The organism is Leptolyngbya sp. FACHB-261 (assembly GCF_014696065.1).
Classification (GTDB): domain Bacteria; phylum Cyanobacteriota; class Cyanobacteriia; order FACHB-261; family FACHB-261; genus FACHB-261.
In genome coordinates, this window is the sequence record NZ_JACJPL010000031.1 from 536,405 (window position 1) to 555,752 (window position 19,348).

The 19,348-nt window shown below is 51.6% G+C and carries 19 protein-coding genes; 2 read left to right on the forward strand and 17 right to left on the reverse strand.

The window, feature by feature from the left end; translation table 11 throughout:
- Positions 1-106 precede the first annotated feature (106 nt).
- Positions 107-622: a hypothetical protein gene (locus H6F94_RS27570; protein WP_199320683.1), complete on the forward strand. Its 516-nt coding sequence runs from the start codon at positions 107-109 to the stop codon at positions 620-622.
- On the opposite strand, the gene H6F94_RS27575 is transcribed toward H6F94_RS27570, so the two are convergent.
- From H6F94_RS27575 to sat, 12 genes are all read right to left on the reverse strand, one after another.
- Complete coding sequence (locus H6F94_RS27575) at positions 619-1,878, reverse strand: acyltransferase family protein (protein ID WP_190805465.1); 1,260 nt, start codon at positions 1,876-1,878, stop codon at positions 619-621. The two genes, H6F94_RS27570 and H6F94_RS27575, sit on opposite strands and share 4 nt — an antisense overlap.
- 284 nt (positions 1,879-2,162) lie before the next feature.
- Complete coding sequence (locus H6F94_RS27580; RefSeq protein WP_190805466.1) at positions 2,163-3,536, reverse strand: MptA/MptB family glycosyltransferase; 1,374 nt, start codon at positions 3,534-3,536, stop codon at positions 2,163-2,165.
- A gap of 414 nt (positions 3,537-3,950) precedes the next feature.
- The gene (locus tag H6F94_RS27585) at positions 3,951-4,274 is read right to left on the reverse strand and encodes a hypothetical protein (RefSeq protein WP_190805467.1); all 324 of its coding nucleotides are present in this window, start codon (positions 4,272-4,274) and stop codon (positions 3,951-3,953) included.
- A gap of 98 nt (positions 4,275-4,372) precedes the next feature.
- Positions 4,373-5,740 carry a protein kinase domain-containing protein gene (locus H6F94_RS27590; protein WP_313949388.1) on the reverse strand — a complete coding sequence of 456 codons (1,368 nt, stop codon included), beginning with the start codon at positions 5,738-5,740 and terminating at the stop codon, positions 4,373-4,375.
- Between the two features lie 184 nt (positions 5,741-5,924).
- Positions 5,925-7,355, reverse strand: coding sequence for a serine/threonine phosphatase (locus H6F94_RS27595; RefSeq protein ID WP_190805468.1), 1,431 nt, complete (start codon positions 7,353-7,355; stop codon positions 5,925-5,927).
- 1 nt (position 7,356) lies between these two features.
- Positions 7,357-8,076: a double zinc ribbon and FHA domain-containing protein gene (locus H6F94_RS27600; RefSeq protein WP_190805469.1), complete on the reverse strand. Its 720-nt coding sequence runs from the start codon at positions 8,074-8,076 to the stop codon at positions 7,357-7,359.
- Between the two features lie 105 nt (positions 8,077-8,181).
- The gene (locus H6F94_RS27605) at positions 8,182-9,444 is read right to left on the reverse strand and encodes a vWA domain-containing protein (RefSeq protein WP_190805470.1); all 1,263 of its coding nucleotides are present in this window, start codon (positions 9,442-9,444) and stop codon (positions 8,182-8,184) included.
- Positions 9,445-9,478: 34 nt separating this feature from the next.
- A complete protein-coding gene (gene pgl, locus H6F94_RS27610; RefSeq protein WP_190805471.1) occupies positions 9,479-10,210 on the reverse strand; it encodes a 6-phosphogluconolactonase in 732 nt (243 codons plus the stop codon).
- A gap of 79 nt (positions 10,211-10,289) precedes the next feature.
- On the reverse strand, positions 10,290-10,820 hold the full coding sequence (locus H6F94_RS27615) for a hypothetical protein (protein WP_190805472.1): 531 nt from the start codon (positions 10,818-10,820) through the stop codon (positions 10,290-10,292).
- Between the two features lie 5 nt (positions 10,821-10,825).
- Positions 10,826-11,716, reverse strand: a complete 891-nt coding sequence (locus H6F94_RS27620) for a S1 RNA-binding domain-containing protein (RefSeq protein ID WP_190805473.1) — start codon at positions 11,714-11,716, stop codon at positions 10,826-10,828.
- Positions 11,717-11,812: 96 nt separating this feature from the next.
- The gene (locus H6F94_RS27625) at positions 11,813-12,592 is read right to left on the reverse strand and encodes a histidine kinase (RefSeq protein WP_190805474.1); all 780 of its coding nucleotides are present in this window, start codon (positions 12,590-12,592) and stop codon (positions 11,813-11,815) included.
- Positions 12,593-12,889: 297 nt separating this feature from the next.
- The gene (gene sat / locus H6F94_RS27630) at positions 12,890-14,134 is read right to left on the reverse strand and encodes a sulfate adenylyltransferase (RefSeq protein ID WP_199320685.1); all 1,245 of its coding nucleotides are present in this window, start codon (positions 14,132-14,134) and stop codon (positions 12,890-12,892) included.
- Positions 14,135-14,343: 209 nt separating this feature from the next.
- Between sat and H6F94_RS27635 the strand changes: the two genes are divergently transcribed.
- Positions 14,344-15,810 (forward strand): hypothetical protein, encoded by a 1,467-nt coding sequence (locus H6F94_RS27635; protein ID WP_190805475.1) that lies wholly within the window; start codon positions 14,344-14,346, stop codon positions 15,808-15,810.
- A gap of 55 nt (positions 15,811-15,865) precedes the next feature.
- On the opposite strand, the gene H6F94_RS27640 is transcribed toward H6F94_RS27635, so the two are convergent.
- The 5 genes from H6F94_RS27640 to H6F94_RS27660 all read right to left on the reverse strand — a co-directional run bounded on the left by H6F94_RS27640 (position 15,866) and on the right by H6F94_RS27660 (position 18,751).
- Positions 15,866-16,204: an SMR family transporter gene (locus H6F94_RS27640; protein ID WP_190805476.1), complete on the reverse strand. Its 339-nt coding sequence runs from the start codon at positions 16,202-16,204 to the stop codon at positions 15,866-15,868.
- Positions 16,205-16,241: 37 nt separating this feature from the next.
- On the reverse strand, positions 16,242-16,553 hold the full coding sequence (locus H6F94_RS27645) for a hypothetical protein (RefSeq protein WP_190805477.1): 312 nt from the start codon (positions 16,551-16,553) through the stop codon (positions 16,242-16,244).
- Between the two features lie 329 nt (positions 16,554-16,882).
- Positions 16,883-17,236: a hypothetical protein gene (locus H6F94_RS27650; RefSeq protein WP_190805478.1), complete on the reverse strand. Its 354-nt coding sequence runs from the start codon at positions 17,234-17,236 to the stop codon at positions 16,883-16,885.
- 64 nt (positions 17,237-17,300) lie between these two features.
- On the reverse strand, positions 17,301-17,807 hold the full coding sequence (locus H6F94_RS27655) for a YqeG family HAD IIIA-type phosphatase (protein WP_313949389.1): 507 nt from the start codon (positions 17,805-17,807) through the stop codon (positions 17,301-17,303).
- The gene (locus H6F94_RS27660; RefSeq protein ID WP_190805480.1) at positions 17,807-18,751 is read right to left on the reverse strand and encodes a decaprenyl-phosphate phosphoribosyltransferase; all 945 of its coding nucleotides are present in this window, start codon (positions 18,749-18,751) and stop codon (positions 17,807-17,809) included. The genes H6F94_RS27655 and H6F94_RS27660 overlap by 1 nt, the downstream gene beginning before the upstream one ends.
- Positions 18,752-19,348: the final 597 nt, after the last annotated feature.

Here is a 19,348-nt window from a genome sequence, read left to right on the forward strand (position 1 = left end):
AGTTGGAGATCCACGGAGAGATCTCACAGGCGAAGTTTTAACGCAGCAGGGATGCCCCTCCTGAATACTGCGGTTAGAATGAGGCACATCGAGCCGCGAACCTGCCTTGACTGCCACTCGCTTCCGCCACTCGCGCCTCATGATCGCGGTATTGCCGGATGAAGCCTCTGCGATTCAGGCTTATCGATTGCTGCAACAATACGGCATCTCACCAGAGAACCTTGCTGTGGTTGGCGAGGGCTATAGCCCACCCGAGCATGTAGGCCTCGTAGACCCAATACAACTGGCTTGGAAGCGGGCGAGTTCACTAGCCTTGATTGCTGGTGTTTTAGGCACTGGAATTGGTGCGTTTTTTCCGGCAACCTTGACGGACAATCTCACCTGGGGACCTGTGCCGAGTTGGGTAGTGACCGCAATTGCCATTGGCATTATGGGAAGCTTTACTGGCGCAGTTCTCGGTGCGATTTCTGGTTTTCTGTGGGAGGGTAGTACCGCAGCCGTCTACCGTAGCCGTTTGCGGCGGGGCCAGTACCTGCTGATGCTGGAAGGCCCAGAGGAACTTGTGCGCAGGGGACGGGATATTCTCAGCCAGTACTCAGTCCGTCGTCGCTCTGATGATTAGACCCTGCCAACCGCTTTCTTGAGCCAGAACTGCTCTTCTAATCGCTGATAGCCTAACTCCAACAGCCCACCCAAGCCACAGGTGATCGAAGTTACTAGAAGTAGATGGGGCCAATAGGAGGGCAGCAGCGGTAAGGATAGTGCCCAGAGGCCCACAAATAAGTTCATGTGCGTCAGGTAAATCCCATAGGAGTAATGGCCAAGGGGCTTTAGCCAAGGCTGTAACTGGGGAGCGAATGCCAGCATTTGAAACACTAGACAGAATTCGCCAACCCCGATTAGGGCATCAGCTGGCACTCTTAAAAAAAGCCAGCCTGCGGAAGATGACCAGTGACAAGCAAGCCCTGAGATCCAAAGCGCAACGCTCACTGGCAACCATTGACGTTTGCGCAGAAGGGCATGAATCCAGGTGAAGAGATTTGGGTCAAGGCCGAAAATTTGGGTTGTACGCCGCTGAGAAGTAGCGATCGGTTTTAGCAGGCTAATGGCAAGCACAATGCCAAAGACAAATTCAAATAAGCGAGACGGAAATAGTGCGCCACGCACTAAAACATCTGTTAGCTTCTCAGACAAAGGCAGAGTAATCACCACCGCTCGATAGAGGCAAGAAAGAAGCAGAGACCCCATCAGGAGCGGGGTCCATCCCCAACGTTTGCCTAGATTAATCAGCAAGGGGAAAACGAGATAAAGCTGTACCGAAAGACCAACATACCACCAAGCTCCATTCAAGAAAGAATAAAACTCTGGCACAATATTGCGCAACGTAGTCAGGCTTGCAATAACAGCAGCAATCACTCCCAAGCTTGAATGATTAAAAACCTCATGACCAAATGGCACCCATTCAGCATGAATGAACACGAGAAGCAAGGCTAAGGCGTGCGCGGCCCAGTAAAAGGGCAAGAGCTTTTGAAGGCGACGCTTCCAGAAGGGAATGACTGCGAATGAACTTGCCTTTTTATCAAGTAACCCGTATTGCCGCCACCAAGACGCTGCTAAGCCAAAGCCGCTGGCAATTAGAAAGAAATGAACTCCTTGCTCACCTAATAGTGATACAAGATCAAGACATGCCTCAAGCCAATCTTTCAGACTGCCATTACTGGCTGCCGCTATGATCTGTGCAAAGGACGGATAGTCTTTCGTGTAATTCCAAATGTGATAGATCACAACCATCAGAATAGCAAGCCCTTTAATCGAGGGCAAAGCTTGGCTCAGACGAGTATAAAGCTGTGAATTATCGGGAGAAGCTTGGCTATCCATGCGTTTTAACCAACTGGAAAATCTCTTGGACCGGTGCCAAAAGACAGTTGCCTTCACAGTTGCTAAATTCTCCCTAGCTCCGAATTGTCAGGCTTAGGCCTGACCCATTTACAAACACCTTACAAATGCCAGCAAATTAAGTCTTAAGCATAAATTGTTCTTGCAAAAACCAGCTTGAAGCGATCCAGTCATGAAACATAAGCAGGGTCGCGCTATTGAGAGCAGCTCCTACGCCTGAAGCCTCTAAGGAGCTTGGGCACGGGTAACAGGATATTCTAGAATGCTCAGTCAGCCGTTCTGACTAATTCTGGTTCAACCACTGGAGAAGGCACTGGCCAGCTGCGGCTAAGTTTGGGTGCAAGTAGTAGCATCGTGGCGGGTAGTCCTACCATAACGACACTACTGGCTGCACCAACCCCCATCAAGGCATAGACACAGCTACTGGATAGGCAAAAGCTCAAAGTAGTGAGGGCAAAGACCCGAGATTCTGGGTTGAGCGCAACGATGGCTAGTAGAACAGAAGCATACCAGGGCATCAGCCACGGCGTTGCCAATAAAAATAGAACTAAGGTAATCCAACCAATATCAACAATCAAGTTTGTTTCGCGGTAGCGCTGTCTGCCATAGACTTTTAGCAAAGTCCAGATGTAGAATGCCGCGAAACCGGCATAGGCAATTAATTTAAATTTTGACAGGAGCAGTTGCTGAACATTAGCGCTAATGCCTGGAGCAGAATCCAATGACACCTTAAGCAGCTTGTGGAGAGAATTAGCTGTACCAGCCGCTCCTGGATTTAATAAACTTTTCCAAGCGCCCACTGTTGGCAAAACAGTCTGTTCTAGAGCGACTGCTGCAATGAGACTGCAAGCAATGACAATAGCGAGGCTCAGCCAGCGGCGTTGCCGGATCAAGAACACCGAAAGCAACGGCAGCCAGACAATCGGTAGAGTTTTGATTAAGAAGCCCACCCAGGCCACTGCCATTGCCATCGCATAGCGACGGTAGCGAAGACAAGCAGCAAGCAGCAGCACAACAGTGGAGATCAGAACATCAATATGAGCACTAGCAACTTGCTCAAATAGCAGCAGTGGATTAACGAGATAGGCTGCTGTGATGCTGCTTCGATAGGCAGAGAACCGCAGCAACCGCCAAACTAGATAAGCATTGAAAATATGAATCAGTAAGCAAAACAGCTTGAACAGATAAACCGCTAAAATTGGGCTTAAGGACGTGGCTGTAGCTGCTGCCATGAACAGCAATTGGGCCACAGGTCCATAGGTCGAACTCTGACCCCAACGAATCAAAGGAGACAGTTCAGAAGCAAAGCCGCCAGCACCATGAGTAAAGGGATTAACGCCATTGAGACTCATTAACCCATATTGCAAATACAAGTAGACGTCGTTGCCGACTGGATAGGCTACAAACGCAATCAGCAGAAAAACCGAAACGTATTTAATAACATCGTTAAAGCAAATGAACTCATAACCTAGTTGCCTATCCGGTTGCCGATTCTGCCGTCCTCCCAAAAGCCAAATAATATAAACAACGTTCAGGCTGATATAGATAATGCCAATCCGAAGCTGTGTGAATAGATTAGGAAAAGTATGATAATCCCCACCTGTATTGTGAGTGATGTCAGTAAACTTATCCCACCCCACCACTAGCAGCTCTATGCATAGAATTAGAGAAAGTATGAGCGCAGAAATAGCTAACTTCCTTTGAGTTTTTAGCATATGAACATCCTCAAACTGGAAGTATTGGCGAGTCTCTATTCCAAAGAATTCGGCTACCCTGGACCTATTTCAGGAGCAGAATTAAAGAATAAAATCTTTCCAACGGGGGATCTTCCCGCCAGCTATTGTTGGACTAATACATTCAGAAAAACTCTCAGTCTTTAGGTACTACTCATCGACCATCCAGGCTACTAACTTGGCGGTTAAAGAATCATTCACAACCCAAATTTCCCAGCCTCCTAGGTCAGAGCTGTGGGCTAAAAGCGGTGACAAGCACAGCCAGGCGGGGCTGGCTACTGGGTAGAAGCTAAGCGGCAAGGCTGAAACCTATCTCAATGATCAGTCCTGTTGAGCTGTGGGGGACGGGACCTGAGGAACAGGGGTTGACGGCCTCAAACCACGCCAATCGGCACACAAACGCTGCTCCTCTGGCCAGCCTTTCGGGTACAGCGCACAGACTAAAAACGTGCTGCCTGCGTAGTAGCGGCAACTGGGGCAGTAGAACTGGGTACCTGCGGCCCGGTGGAGACGGGGATAACTCGTCTCAATCCGGCTGATCGCGTGTTCATGGCGGCGCAAAGCAACTCGCAGCAGCCAGTACTGAAGCACGATACAGCCAAGCAAAATCGCAGCAGTCAGAAGCGCGAAGCCAATCGACACCATGCCGGAAGAGAGTCAGAAGGGATCTTTTCTCCAGGATAAGAGAGACTTTCTAGAGCGGCACCCTCCTCACGATCTCGTCAGCTCTTCTAGAGGGCTAATTACGCCTGCAAAGAGGGTGTCCTGACGCAGCCCAACAAAGCTGCTGCTAAGTCCCGAGCTGTAGTGTAGCGCTTCTCCGGTAACGGATCTGTAACCCTCATGATCACACTACGTAGCTCTGGTTTGATTCGGGTCGCTTCTGGTTGCCCATCCAGCCAGAGACGCACATTACCCTGGATCTGACGGTAGAAACGACTGGGGCCAGAGCCTGTAAGCAGGTAAACCAGGGTTGAGCCAACCGAATACAAGTCCGATTGTAGAACTGGTCGTCCACGATCCTGTTCAGGCGCACTGTAGCCTTCAGCGCCGATGCGAGTGCCCAAGGCGGGGCTCTTCATTGCACGTACTGCGCCGAAGTCCAAAACCACTAGTTGCTGAGTCCCAACCCGCGACAGCAGGTTACCAGGTTTGATATCGCGGTGGATAATCGGCGTTTCGCGGCTGTGTAAGTAGTCAAGCACTTCACAGGCCTGAACCATCCAATCGATCGCCTGTTGTGAGCTGACTGGCCCTTTCTGGAGAACCCAGCGTTCAAGGTCCTGGCCGTAGATCATCTCCATCACCAGGTAGCGTTTGCCCGCCTCGGTGAAGAAATCAAAGAAGCGGGGCACACCAGGGTGATTGAGCTGTTGCAGGGTGTGGGCCTCCCGCTCAAACAGTTGTTGAGCTTTGGGGTTATCAACTAAATCAGCGTTAATTTCCTTCAAAACTCGAATCTGGTCATCCTTCCAGGTCAGATAAGTCGTGCCCATACCGCCTCGACCCAGCACCCGAACAACCTGATAGCCTCGGATAATCTGTTGGACCTGCGTAGGTTGACCGCAGTCTGGGCAAAACAAGCTATTGGCAGCGGTTCGCTGATGCGTGCAGGAGCGGTTCGCTACCTGTTTAGCTTTGGCCTCAGGGCCCCGATCCACATCACCGTAGTGCTCCTGTGTATTTTGATCGGGTGGGCTATAGTCTGGGGTTACTTGAAGGAGGCTAGGATCCGGCGGACTGGGGCTTGCAGTAGCAGCGTTCTCTAGCCCAACAGAGGGTTCACCAGGAAACTGAATCTTCAGGTTGGGACCCGAACGGGCCAAACGCAGCACGGAGCCATTGGCGACTATCGATTGCTGTACCCGCTTTCCATTCAGGTAGGTGCCGTTGGTGCCTAGATTGGTCAGCTCCCAGATATCACCGTTACGACGCAACTCCGCATGGCGGCGAGAGACCACAGCGCTATAAAGCACCACGTTATTGTCCGGTGCCCGTCCGATTGAGATTACGTCCTTACCAGAGAAAGTCCAAGTCTGGATAGGAATGGACTGCACCGGATGCAGTAGGGTCAGCGTAATCACATCGAAGCCGTCCGATGGAAGTGTCACAGGCAAAACCGGGCGTTACAGAGTCATCAGCAGAGATAGGCCATTATTCGGGATCACAACTCCAGGCTTTGCGGTTTAAAGTGCGTCAGCTCCATTGGATCCCGTCTGAGTCGAACACTGCGCTTGAGGGATCACAGCTAGCAGTCTAAGAACATACAGAGCAACGCAATGGTTAGTCTGAATCTTACGTCAATTCTGTCGTAGTCGTTCCGTCCTGTGCTTGGGCCTGTGCTTGAGCGGCTTTTGGGGTCGCCTCTCGGCTGACCTCTGTGGGTGCCGCCTCAAAGTCGAAGCGGATCAGAATTGCAGTGAGATTGTCATGACCGTTATGCTCGTTCCCTAACGCTAACAGCTGCGCGATGCCTGTCTCCAGATCAGCCTGAGTCGACAAAAGCGGTAGCAAGCTGCTCTGCACATAAGCTTCAATCAAGCCATTGTCACTGAGGCCATCGGAGCACAACAGCAATAAAGTTGGCTCTGAGATCTCTAAAAACTGGACTGAAGGTTCAACTGCTTCATCAGCTCGTGGACCCAAAGCTTGGGTCAACTGATAAGCTTCGGGATGCGCATAGGCAACGTTAGGGGGTAACCCCTCATCTATATTTTGCTGTCCCACTTCGTGGTCGCGGGTGATTTGCGTCAAGCCCTGGTGAGTCAGACGATAGAGGCGGCTATCACCAACATGCGCAATCGCAACTCGATGGTTATGAACCACTGCCATTACTAGCGTGGTGCCCATGCGACTACTGCCCACCCGTCCGCTTTCAGCGGGGGGCAGACCCGTAGCGGAACTGCTTTGCCCACCCTCGTTAGCAGAGAAGATGGCTTCATTGGCAGCCCAGACTGCTTTCTTTAGAGTCAACTCGCCGGGCAATTCAAGGTTGTTCCAGAAGGGCTGAAAGTAATCGCGCAAGGTTTCAACCGCCATCGCACTAGCGACTTCTCCAGCAGCGTGGCCTCCCATGCCATCACAGAGCACGTATAACCCTCGCGCTGACTCTAGTTGCTTGCCCTCGGGCGTCAGCGCTGTGCTGATTTGAGTCTGAACGTAGAAGGTGTCTTCGTTGTGATCCCGTCTATGGCCTACATCGGTACCAGCAGCTTGATGCAGCGCGATTAGACGGCGAGCAGAGGTAGGGTGAGGGGATGGTTTGATGGTTGGGGTTGCCCCAGCCGAATTTTCTGCACCTGCTGGTTCTGCTGGGAGAGGGGGCTCAGGTAAAGGCTCAGTGATAAGCTCATCAGCTGGAGTCACCGTTGCTCCAACGGCTGATTCAACAGGCGCTCCAAGGGGGAGGGGCCCTGACGCTATTAGTGGGTCAATGCCTGTTTGCTCGATGCCGAGTTGCTCGGTACTCAGTTGCTCAGTAATTGGTTGCTCAGTGATTGATTGCTCGGTACCGAGCCGCTCGACACTTATTTGCTGAATAACTGCTTGCTCGACACCCCCAGGGACTTCAGGTGTTGCTGGGGGTGTCTCGGTTGGTAGCGATTCAGTGCCAACCCCTACTAACCCAGATTGGCTTGGGGCTGGTTGGGCTAGGGCCATGCCGCAGTTCTGGCAGAAGCGATTGGCAACTGGGTTGCTGTAGCCGCATTGAGGACAGTCAATCATGCTAGCTAGAAATTTGGAAAATAAAGCTCACCTTGTCTCCCTTACCTAGAGCAATTCGATCTCCAGGGCGTAAACGGTGGCGGTTGCCCATGGGTAAAGGAATGTTGTTCACATAAGTGCCGTTGGCACTGCCGGTGTCTTCTAAGTAGTAGGCATCAGCATCAACGCGGATGTCAGCATGAACTCGTGAGACGATCTCAGAGTTAGGAAAGCCAGAGACATCAATGTCGGGAGGAATGCGGTCGTTAGGTTTACCGAGGTGGATGACGGGCAAGCCTGGTGGCAGTTCCATCGAGGTGTCGGTTTGGACGTGAATCAGCCGAGCGACCTGCTGTTGGAGTTGGGTCCGAGAGCTGCTAGGAGCGGGCAAAGGCTCCGGAAATGACTCAGGTAAAGTCCCTGCTGCGGAGAGCGAGGGGCTAGCAGAAACCACAACCGGCTCGGGTGGGGGCGGTGGGGGCGGCGAAACCTCTGGCGAAACCTCTGGGGAAACTATTGGGGAAGCAGGAGTTGCAGGAAACTGAGTTGGAGGCAGAGGGCCATTACCTGCCGCCTTGTTGGAGCGCAAGTCGTAGCCACATTGCCCACAGAAGCTAGCATCCGTTTGAATTTGGGCGTGGCAGCTAGGGCACTGTGCCAACTGGGGCAGGTCGGTGTAACAGGCCTCGCACTGCACTGCCCCGTCGGGGTTTTGATGAGAGCAGTTCGGACAGACAATCATGTGTGTTTTCCAAACAACCTATTCTCAGTCATTGATTGGCAAGCTTTCGGGCTTCAAGCATCTATCTCAAGTAAGGCTTTCTAAACAGAGCAGAAAACTAAAGCCTTAGCTGGGAGGCTGAAGGACCGTTTTTGACACAATTCGGGTCTGCTTTCGTTCAGACTCCGATAATGCTTCGCCGCTTTGCAGTCGGGTGGCACTATTCTGAAGCACGGTTGCAGCGCCTTGATCGCCCATTTGCAAAGCTGTTTTGGCTGCTGCCTGAAGCAGGGTTGCAGCTCCGGAGGTGTCTCCTTGCTGAAGCTTAGCTTCGGCCATTTGGGTCTGTCGGTATTTTGCCAAAGCCATGATGTGCGGGGCTAGTGTGGGATCAGTATTGGGCCGGAAATCGGCAACAAACTGAACCTCAGCAGACACGGGATCAGTTAACACGCTCAGTTGCTGAGTAGCAGGGTTGTCATAGCGCACTTGCACCTGAGCAACAGGCCAAGTAGCGGCTGTAACCATTGCGGGTTGGGTGATGTAAAGGTTGATGAGGACTACGCGCTCGGTGTCCGTCATCAAATCGCCCAAACGTACCGACAGGAAATTGCCCTCGGCTTGCACTGGCAGTTCGATTACATCCGGCGCGACCTGAGCTACAGGTTTTAGTTCCGCCAGACGGACGCCAGCGCCTAGGCGCAACACCAGGTAGGCATTAGTTAGGCCGACATCCTGAATGCGCTGAAACAGCCGTTCAAACTCCAGAACTGCCTGGTCTGGTTCCCGAATATAAGCCATTGCCCCACCACCAGCGTCGGCAATGGACTCTAGGACATCTTGATTCCAACTGTCGCCGAAGCCCAAGGTGTGCAACGTGAAGTTGTATTCAGTGGCCAAGCGGGCTAGCTTCACACAGCGATCGTTGTCCCCGTGCTCGTTTTCGCCATCGGTCAGCACGAAGGCTTGAGAGATCGTCCCCTGCTTGCCCTGAGCCAATTGCTCCAGCGCAGCTTTGATACCACAGTCGATGCAGGTGCCACCTGCCGAGCGAAGCTTCTGGATGCGAGCTCGTACGGTGGATGGATCCTGCACTGACTGATTGGGCACTAGCACTTCCGCTTGATGATCGAAGGCGACCACTGAGATTCGATCTTGAGGCGCTAATTGGTCGATCAGTTGCCCTGCTGCCTGTTTCACAGTTTCTAAGGGTTGACCGGCCATCGAGCCACTGTGGTCGAGTAGCAGGCACAAATTGAGGGGTGCAGTCCGAGACAACTTACCGCGTTCGGCCCCTGCGGAGACATAAATCGCAAGTTGGCGTTGACTGCTGGCCTGGTTGCGGTCCAGGTTGGCATCGCTGAGGGACAGGCGCAGATTCACGCTCATAGAGGCGTCTAGAGGAGAGGCAACTACTCCAGTTCTACCCTAGATTAAGACCTGAGCCCGCCGCCTCATCCAACAGCCAAACGAGAGAGCCTGTTGGCTGAATCAGGCGAGCAGGGTATTGGCGAGCATCCTCTTTAGAAGACAGGATCGCTTTCAGTGCTGGCAGTTTGCTAGCGCCAGTCACCAAAAACAACACCAATCGCGCCTGATTAATCAATGGATGGGTGAAGGTGATGCGGGGCTGACCATCTTTGCTGCCCACTGTCACTAGTCGGTCAGTGACATCAAGAGCCGGTGTCCCTGGAAATAGAGATGCCGTGTGACCGTCATCACCGATACCAAGCAAGATCAGATCTAGGGCTGGAAACTCGCCGGAAGGGGTGCCGAAAAAGCTCTGTAACTCTTGCTCGTGTTGCTGCGCAGCCTCAGATGGATCAGCTGCACTGGTTGGTATGGAGTGAATGTTGCTAGCTGGGATCGGTACGTGGTTCAGCCAGGCCCGACGAGCCATACCCTCATTGCTTTGAGGATCAGTGGCTGGCACATAGCGCTCATCGCCCCAAAACACGTGGACTTTGTCCCACGGCAGCTCTTGCTTCGCTAAAGCCTGATACAGAGGCTCAGGGGTGCTGCCGCCAGCTAAGGCAATGGTAAAGCGGTCCCGGTGGGAGAGCGCTTTGTGGGCTTCGGTCAGCACCACCTCTACCGCTCGATAGATCAGGTCAGCTTTGTCAGGAAAAACTTCAATTTGAGAGTGAGGGCTCATGCGCAGCGTACGGCAGAAAGCAGGCAACGCTCTGCATCATACCGGAGTAACCAGGTTTAGCCCGTCTACCCTGAGACTATCACCGGCATTCAGGCCAGTTATAGGGAACTAAGGTGCCTAGATCAATGGCCTGACCTGCTTTCACCTCAACGTTAGCCTCTGCTTGCTCAGGTGGGAGATCTTTGAGTGCCTCTACCGGCAATTGGTCATCGCCACAGAAAACTACAGAGTAAGATCCCGGCGGCACCTGCAACTGAAAACGGTGTGCCCCGTTGCCCTCGAACTCAAAGGGGACTTTAAAGACCTGATTGGTGAAGCGGTTCTCAGCCCGGATCACACCGTTGGGAATATATTCACTGGGATAAGACAGTTGACCCTGCAGCCGAGCCAAACTGGGTTCGACGACTTCCTTTTTCAATTGAACAGAGCTAGACCTAGACAGAGAGGAAGTGGGGGTAGGGGCAACAGCGCTAGGCGTGGGGGCCAGGCTCGGACTAGCGCTGGGGGTGACAGTCGAGGGCAAGGGCACGGTGGGAGAAGGGGCACTAGTGACTACCGGACGGGCGCAGGCTACCAAACTCACCACGCTCCAGCAGATCCAGCCACGCATCCTGCTCATTCCGCCTGATTTGGCTGTGCTCGGCCCACCCGCTTGTCGGCCTCAGCCATCACTTGCTCAGGGTTCTCCAGCATCTCACCGGGATAGTTTTCCAGCACCCGGGTAGACAGAGAAACACGCCCTCGTGCCACATCGACTTCGGTCACCACAGCCTTGAGCGTCTGTCCAACCTTGAAAACAGATTCAATAGACTGCACAAATTGAGCACTAATCGCTCGAATGTGCAGTAAGCCACTACCACTGCCAAACTCAACAAAGGCGCCGAATGGTCGAATGCCTGTAACTCGACCTTCTATCAGCTCGCCTGGTGAGAGTGAGCCAGCACCAGCCACACTCGCAGCCTGCCGATTGGAGAGCACCAGCTTGTCCTGCTCCTGATCCACCTCTAGAAAGCTCAGCATCAGCGTTTTGCCGACCAAGGCATTCAAGTTGCTGCGCTCTACCAGGTGAGAACGAGGCACAAAGCCGCGCAACCCCTCCACCTCAACCGTGACACCACCTTTGTTGGTGCCCGTGACTCGACCTTCTACGATCTGCTTGGCTTCGTTAAGTTCAGCAATCCGCTCCCAAGCCCGCAGCAGTGCGATGCGGCGCAGTGACAAGGTGACCTGCCCATCGGCATCCTGACCCCGCAGGATAAAAAACTGATGTTCTTCTCCAGGGCTTAGAACCTCTGAAGTCTGGTCAGGAGGGTGCAGAGCGACCTCGTTGAGGGGCAAAAAGGCTAGAGACTTACCGCCAATATCCACGAACGCACCACTGTTCTCGACACTGAAAACCTTACCGGGCACTACCTGTCCTGCCTGAAAGTCATAGTCGTGCTGGGAGAGGGCGCGGGCAAAATCGTCCATTGAAAAGGACGCGTGGCTGTTTTTCTGAGGACTCATGGAACTATTAGACGCAAGAGACAGCCCGCATCTCAAGATGAGAAAACAGGCTGTGGGAGCTGCACCATTGTAGCGAGCAGTGGGCTAGTGGTGAAGTTAACGGCGTTCGCGCACGGCATCAGCCGCTTTTTCCAGGAGCTCGGCTAGCATTTTGCGAATCTGCCCCTCTCTGCGAGCAGCAGCAGCACCAGCCTCACCAATTCTGCCCTCGAGAGCTGCGATTTTCTCTTCAGGGGGATGCTCAGCCGCTTGGTCGCGGGCCTGCTTGTACCAGTGACTTGCGTCCTCTAGATAGGCCTTAACCCGGTCTGGAGCAGTCTCCACTCGGGCTGCTAGATTGGCTCGCACTAGGGAAATCTGTCCCTGGAGCTGGGCGTAACGTTTCCTGAGTAGGGCAACCTCTTCGGTGTCCTGGAGCGCCTCTAGCGCTGAATCAATCCGCTCTCTGACCTCAGCTGGTAGTTCAATAGCTGAATCTTTGGCACCTTCAAGACCATCTTGAACGCTGTTGACCAGCTGGTTTTCTTCAGTTTCCAAGCGGGCTTGGAGCTGACGCATTTCCTGCTGAGAGGCTTCCAGCGTTTGTCGACGGGATTTGCTGATGCCTTCAATGGCCCCTTCAATTGTGGCAATGGCCGTTTCTTTGAAGTCGCTAGTTTCTGTGCGTAGAGTAGACACAGCAGCGCTCACTGCATCTCTAACGATGCTACGCACATCGATAGTGCCAGCTTTTAGTTCGTCAGTTACCTGAGCAACCGCGTCGCGTACAATCTCACGCACCCGATCCGAGCGCAGCTGACCGACCTCTTTGACCCGGCTGAGTTCAGCCGTAACGTGCTCCTTAACGGAGGGCTTGTTTGGGGTGTTCTCGGTCATAATTAAATCTTTTGAAAGCTATCTTTGATCGTGTCGCACCGGTTGTTGTTCTTGTAACCGCCTGCGGACATAAGTCTTCAAGCTAAGCCCAAAGACAGAAGCGCTTGCACTTCGCATTACTACCTAGCTCTGTTCAACAAGTTTCTGCTATTACTCGTTGCTACAAACAACCCAGCTACGCGGCTTGTTGAAACCGGCAACTGGGTTGAGCGTACTATTGCATGTTGGACTTAGTGACCTCGCTTGCTCAAAAGCTTGGCCTCAGAAGCTGGGTACAACAACCGAAGTAAAAGCAGATCAAATCTCGTACAGATCGGCTGCTTTAGTGACCTCTTCAATCGCTTGCTTGTGCATGACTCGGGCTAGTTCTGCCGCAACTTCAGGGCGAGAGAATTCAGGCGGGGGCAGCTCGCCGCGTCGTAGCATCTCTCGAACTTTGGTCCCCGATAAATGGATGCGCTCCTCAGGTGTACTAGGGCTTGTCTTAGTAGTTGCCATACCGTTTGTGCGTTTGCAGTAAAACGCATGTTCAAACATCAAGGGCATAATGCCCAGTTCCCCAGGTTCAAACTCATCGAAAATATGTTGAGCATCGTAGGTACCGTAATAATCGCCTACGCCTGCATGATCCCGTCCCACAATGAAATGGGTACAGCCGTAATTCTTCCGAATCAAGGCATGAAAAATTGCCTCCCGTGGGCCTGCGTAGCGCATAGCTGAAGGGTTAATGGCTAGAATGACGCGGTCCTGCGGGTAGTAATGCTCCAGCATAATTTCGTAGCAGCGCATGCGCACATCAGCTGGAATGTCATCACTTTTGGTTGCCCCAACCAATGGATGTAGAAATAGCCCATCCACAATTTCCAAAGCACATTTCTGGATGTACTCATGAGCGCGATGAATGGGGTTACGGGTTTGGAATCCGACTACAGTGCGCCAGCCTTTTTCTTGAAAGAGGCAACGCGACTCTACTGGATCGATTTGATAGGTCGGGAATTGAGGGTGAGCTTTGCGCTCTAGCAACCAGACCGGACCGGCCAAATTGATCGGTCCCTGCTCATATACCACTTTCACGCCTGGGTGACGCTCTTCATTAGTGCGGTAGACATGCACTGCCTCATGCAGCTTGTTATAGGCATACTTTTCGGTCAGCTCCAACACGCCTGCAAATCTGCCGTCAGGAGCGTCTAACCGAACTAGGCTGCCGATGCTTAAACGATCCGCAACCTCCTCGCCAACCGATAAGGTGATTGGGATGGACCAAGCCAGACCATTTGCCAAATGCATCTCTAAAACGACTCGCTCATAGTCTGCCTGCCCCATGAATCCGTTTAAGGGGCTGAAGCCACCAATGGCGATCATTTCCAGGTCTGAGAGCGCCCGCTCGTCTAATCGCACTCGCGGTAAGTGCTCAGCTTGGCTCAGGAACTCAGCCCGCTGCTCAGCAGTCGCTAGGCGGTTGATCAGTACCCCACCATGAGGTTGGATTGTTGCTTTAGCAGCAGACTGACGGGTGACCGGTAGCTGGATAGTCTGGGTCAAAGTTTCTGCCCCTTGCTGAAGTTAGGAAATATTTCTTTTAAATCCTACCGTTGCTCGGTTGCTGTGCTAAGTAACAATACCCTGATAAATCTCAGCAAGACAAACCTAGACTGTCTCAGTAGCCTGTCTCTGTCTCGAAGCCACAGTACACTGAGCAGTGAGGTCAGACGGGTTTCTGCTCTTGCTGCCGTCACCTTCTTGGCGCCTTCATGCCTCTGATCCCGGTTCAGCGCTATGCTCTGTTTGCTGCGGCTTCCCGTTTGCTGTACCGCTACCGGCGATTAGCTGGAGTAGCCCTGAAACCTACTGCAGTTGAGATTGCGCTGGCAATTCAAGCAACCGATCAACTGCCTAAGATTGGCTCAGCGCAGGGGGTCCCTCTACACGAGCTCGGCCAACTAATTTGTGATCCCTTCTATGCCAAGCGTCATCCTCAGTTGCCAACTGCTGCAGATGGAGCAGCCTTAATCTGGCCCTTGTTCAATCAGGGGGATGATGGTTATATTCAACCTCTCACTCCTCAACCTGAAGGGAGCCTGGCTAAAGGGGGGCATGAGCAGCGCTGGTTCAAGGCTTGCAACAGCCAAGCAGGGGTTGGTTGCCATGCTGTGTCCCCACATTTGTGGGAAGACTCAACCTTTCTTAACGGGGACCGGGACCTCTGCCCTTTTCGTCTTTATGATGGGCGCTATCCCTTAGCCGTGGATCAGGGCCGACAGCGCTGTGGCTTTGATGACAACCCCTGTGGTTGGCAGAGCGGTTACCCCAAACTGTTGCAGGTGATTGGACGCTCGCCCAAGGCTGCAGTATTCCAATCTGAGTGGTCAGAGGCGATGTGGCACATGCTCGTGCCCCGTGAGCAACGCTTGCCGGTGTATCCCCTGCTTGTAGTCCTCTACTTCGGCAGCGAGATTCTGAATCCACATAGTGAAACGGCAGTCAGTCCAGAACATCTGCAGCAGGTATTAGCTCTACCATCAGAGCTGTTTGAAGCCGTGTTCGATCTAGATCAAGCGTCGCCGCTCAACCGGCGTCTGCTCTCGATCCAGGCGGATTCAGACGAAGATTTGGCTGAGCTAGCTTTCCGTCCCTATAGTCACGGTTCGATGACCAGTTTGAGCCTACCAACCGGAGGACGGGTTGTTATTGACCCTGATGAGCCGCCAAGTTTCAGTGCCAGCGGTTTGCCTAGCTCTGCTCGTCCTGATCCACTCACAGCAGAACGCCGCCGTCGTCGTCAACTAGAACGTACACCAGAGCACAATGAGTTGCTGCAGCAGTTCCGCCGTTGGTTTCGTTTAGCAGGTCTCGAGGTGCGTGAAGACAGTAAATTCTTCGATTTTCTAGCTGTTGCTCCGCCTCAAGTCCTATTGGCCGAGGTCAAACTGCTCTATTACCAGGACATGGCTGAGAGTATCCAAGAGCTAATCGGTCAAATTCTATACTATGAACGTTTTACGTTGGGACCTTGGCTAGAGCAAGGCTACAGCGTTTTGAAGGCCGGAGTTTTCGATCGACCTCCCTTAGGGGAATATATTCAATTTTTGTCAGAGCTAGGAATTCATGTGTTCTGGCTGGATGCAAGCAAGCAAATTGATGGTCCAGAGGAAAGCCTCCGTATTTTGCGACAAATTGAGGTTCAAGTCCGTCCAGATCTGGAAATTGTAGAATCTTGAGAAGTGACTGAGTAGTCATGAAAGCAAATTCATTCAAACAGTGAGTTGCGAAAGCTTAGGGATGTTTAGCAAAGGCAATGGCTGCAATACCGCTGAGCATTAAACCAATTCCTACCCACTGTTCTGTTGGAATTTTTTCCTTCAAGATCACTGCCCCTGATATCGCCGTTGCGGCCACTGTTAGACCAATAACCACCGGGTAAGCCACCGATAGATTGAACTTACCTAAAACCAAAACGTAAAAGATAGTACTCAAGCCGTAGGCTGCGAGACCACCCAATAAATAAAAGTTTAAGGGATTCTGCCCTGAACCTAGCTTCAACAAAGTTTGAGCAAGGGTATTCAAAACAACTGTGATCAGAATGAGTAAACCAAAAAAAATCTGAGTTGGCATGGTGCGTTTGATGCTCTAGAAGTCGAAATGTCAGAGATTAGCCTACCTCAAAGGTTTCTCGCTTGGGCCGAGCCTCAGCTCTCCTCAGGGCGTAGAGACAAACTAACACCATCAGGGCCGCCAATAGTAAGTAGGATAAAACCAGGTTGAAGGGTGAGGTGACGGCTCTTTTCAAGAAAGCAAAATAGTTGCTAGATAAAAAGCAGCTCAACCCCAGATAGGGAATAGTCAGCTTACCAAACAAAGGGCGGCGCCATAGGTAGGGCAAGAGAAAGGCATAGAGCGCCAAAAGGATGCCGTAGTGGTGTTGCCAGGCAATCGGAGAGGAGATTGTTGATGCAAGGCCCACAATTGCAAAGTCAATGATGTCTCCTTGTTCAGCTCGCTTTGGTGGCGTAGGGCAAAACCAAAGCCAGAGAACTTAACAGGGTGCCGACGTACACCCACAGGTTAAAGGGTGGCAAGGCATCCTTGGTAAACTTCAGAACACTACCATCTAACAGCGAGCGATTGAGTAAGCCATTAATCGACTGATTAGGATGAAAAGTCTCACCGTGTTTAGAAATAAACGATAATACGTTGAGATAATCGAGGTGATTTGTCAGTCCAAAAAGAGAGATTGAGAGCGCAAAACCAATCCCTATTGTCGCTGAGAAGGCTCCTATAAAAGGCCGTTGCCTACGGAGTATCCCGACTCGAAGGGAGTAAAGCTGCTGGCAGAGACTTGCCAAACACAAACATTGATAAACTGATAATAACAGCTGTCATTGGCATCCAGAAGTCATTACTGCTATGGGGAAGTCTTTCGGGATTACTTAAATAATTCCAGATGTAATCCACCTCAAAGCCACGACCGTCTACCAAATTCTCAGCAACAGTGTAATAGAAAGCTCGATCTCCGTGCCTCGGATGATGAAGTAAACCGACAAACATCAAACGGGATAATAGTGCTACCACTACAACACCAGCGATCAGAAGGCGGTGGTGTTTCAAAAACTTTTCTATACTTTTTCTTTGTAGGCTAAGCCACATCGGAACGATCCTTCCCCGCCTTCAGAAGAGAGACTTAATACAAAGATTTGCAGTAAAATCAGCATCAACCGGATGAATCTAGAGGCCAAAGTTCAAGTTCTGAAGGGTAAGGATAATGAATCCATCGGCCCAGCAACTTTTCCCACCAACGCGCTGGGTGGGGCAAACTGGCAACTTGAATACTAGAGCAACCTGAAAGCATTGCTCCTACCACATCTGTATGGAGGCTATCGCCAATCACAACTGTTTGGCGGGGTTTGAGTTGAAGTTGAGCGAATGCTTTGCGGAATGCTAATGGAGATGGCTTTCTTGCTCGCCCTAAGGCTGCAATGTCAAGCCGGTAGGACCAAGATTGTAAGCGAGCTCTCCGCTTACCATTCGAGAGAATGAAAAACTTAAGACCCTGAAGCTTGGCCTGCTGAATCCAAAGTTCTGCACCGGGAGATAGGTAACAGTCATCCTCAGAAACGACAGTATTGTCTAGATCTAGAATTACGCCTCGAATTCCGCAAGCATACAACTCATCAAGGTCAATTTTGGCAACAGCAACAATTCGCCTATGAAAACCCACTAAATTAGTCCCTGGCTCTTCAGAGATAGAATGACAAAGCTGGTAGAGACCCAACCCACAACCGTGAGCAATATCGGTAAGTCCTGTAACAAAATCTCTTCTGGACGTTCACTTTGTCCGCCTGTTTCATGGCCCAATTCATCAGTCTTCCGAGCAATCTCTTGAGGATCGCTGAGAAGTTGGTAACGAAAAACGCCGTATAGTACAAAGGGCAAAGTGAGCATCATCCAGGGCGTTGATGCACCCTGCACCTGAGGGCCGGAGCTCCAGATAGCGTAGGTCATGATCGCTCCAGTTGTAACTACATTCTCCATCCGATTCAATAAAGGCAGAGAGTAGCGCTTTAGAACAGAACGAGTTCGACCGCCGCGAGTTTCCAACAGGCGAAGCTCAGCTTTACGCTTTTCAACCCCCAAGAACAAAGCCAGCATGCCTGTACATAGCAGAAACCAGGGGGAAAGCACGATGCGGTCAGCTGCCGCTCCCCCATAAGCCCGCAATACGAAACCCGTCGCAATGGCTGTGATGTCTAGGATGACCGTGCGCTTCAAACGCAAGTTATAGGCGACCTGAAGTAACGCGTAGCCTGTCACAATTCCGCCCAGCGCTACCGAATGCCTCCAAGAGATCAGCAATGAGCCTCCCAAGAGCAACCCTGCCATGCCAAGCGCAACAGGAATACTGACTAAGCCAGCGGCAATTGGACGCTTACACTTGACCGGATGCCGTCGGTCAGAGTCAATATCAGCAATGTCATTGAGAAGGTAAAAACTGCTAGAAGCGCAGCAGAACAGCGCGAAGGCTAAGGCAGCAGCCAAAGAGTCCTGCACGGTGAACCGTGAGGCAAACAATGGCGCTGCAAAGACGATCAGGTTTTTCGTCCACTGGCGTGGCCGTAGAGCCATCAAATGTGGCGACAACACCGAGGGCAGCGAGGTAATCATGAAAGTTACACTCTAGGTTGTGGAATTAGATGATCTTCTACATGTAGAGCTTGCAGGTTTTGATTAACAGGAAGATAAAGGGCAACTGGAGATAACATTAGTGCCTGAGACGCTCGGGGAACTGGCTATAGTTTCTTCATCAGCCATACTAAGTTCTGAGATTGCTCCGATATGCTAGATCAAGGCCGTAGATAAGCTGAGAACTGTGCAAATTGGGCAGTAAGTAAGTGCGCCACGAGACACAAGCTAGTAGCAGCGAATACATCAAGAATTAAATGGCTTAAATAGGCCTTTGAAACTGTACCTGAAACTCTAGAACCTGCAGAACTAGTCAGAACAGCTCATTATCAGAGCTTTTTCAAAACTTCTCACTATTGAGATAAGTGTAAATTTAAGATAAATTTCCCATATTTATTTGGGTAAAGGCCTGACCGGCAAGAGGTTTTTCGCCAATCAATCACATACTGGCTAAGTATTTAGCAGCGGATTAAGTTGGTTTTTTGACTATCTCATCTCTTACTTGCTGAGAGTTTCCCGATACAGTCTCTTGTCCTTGGGTAGAACTCAGAAGGTTTCACTCCATTAGGAACTTGGTTC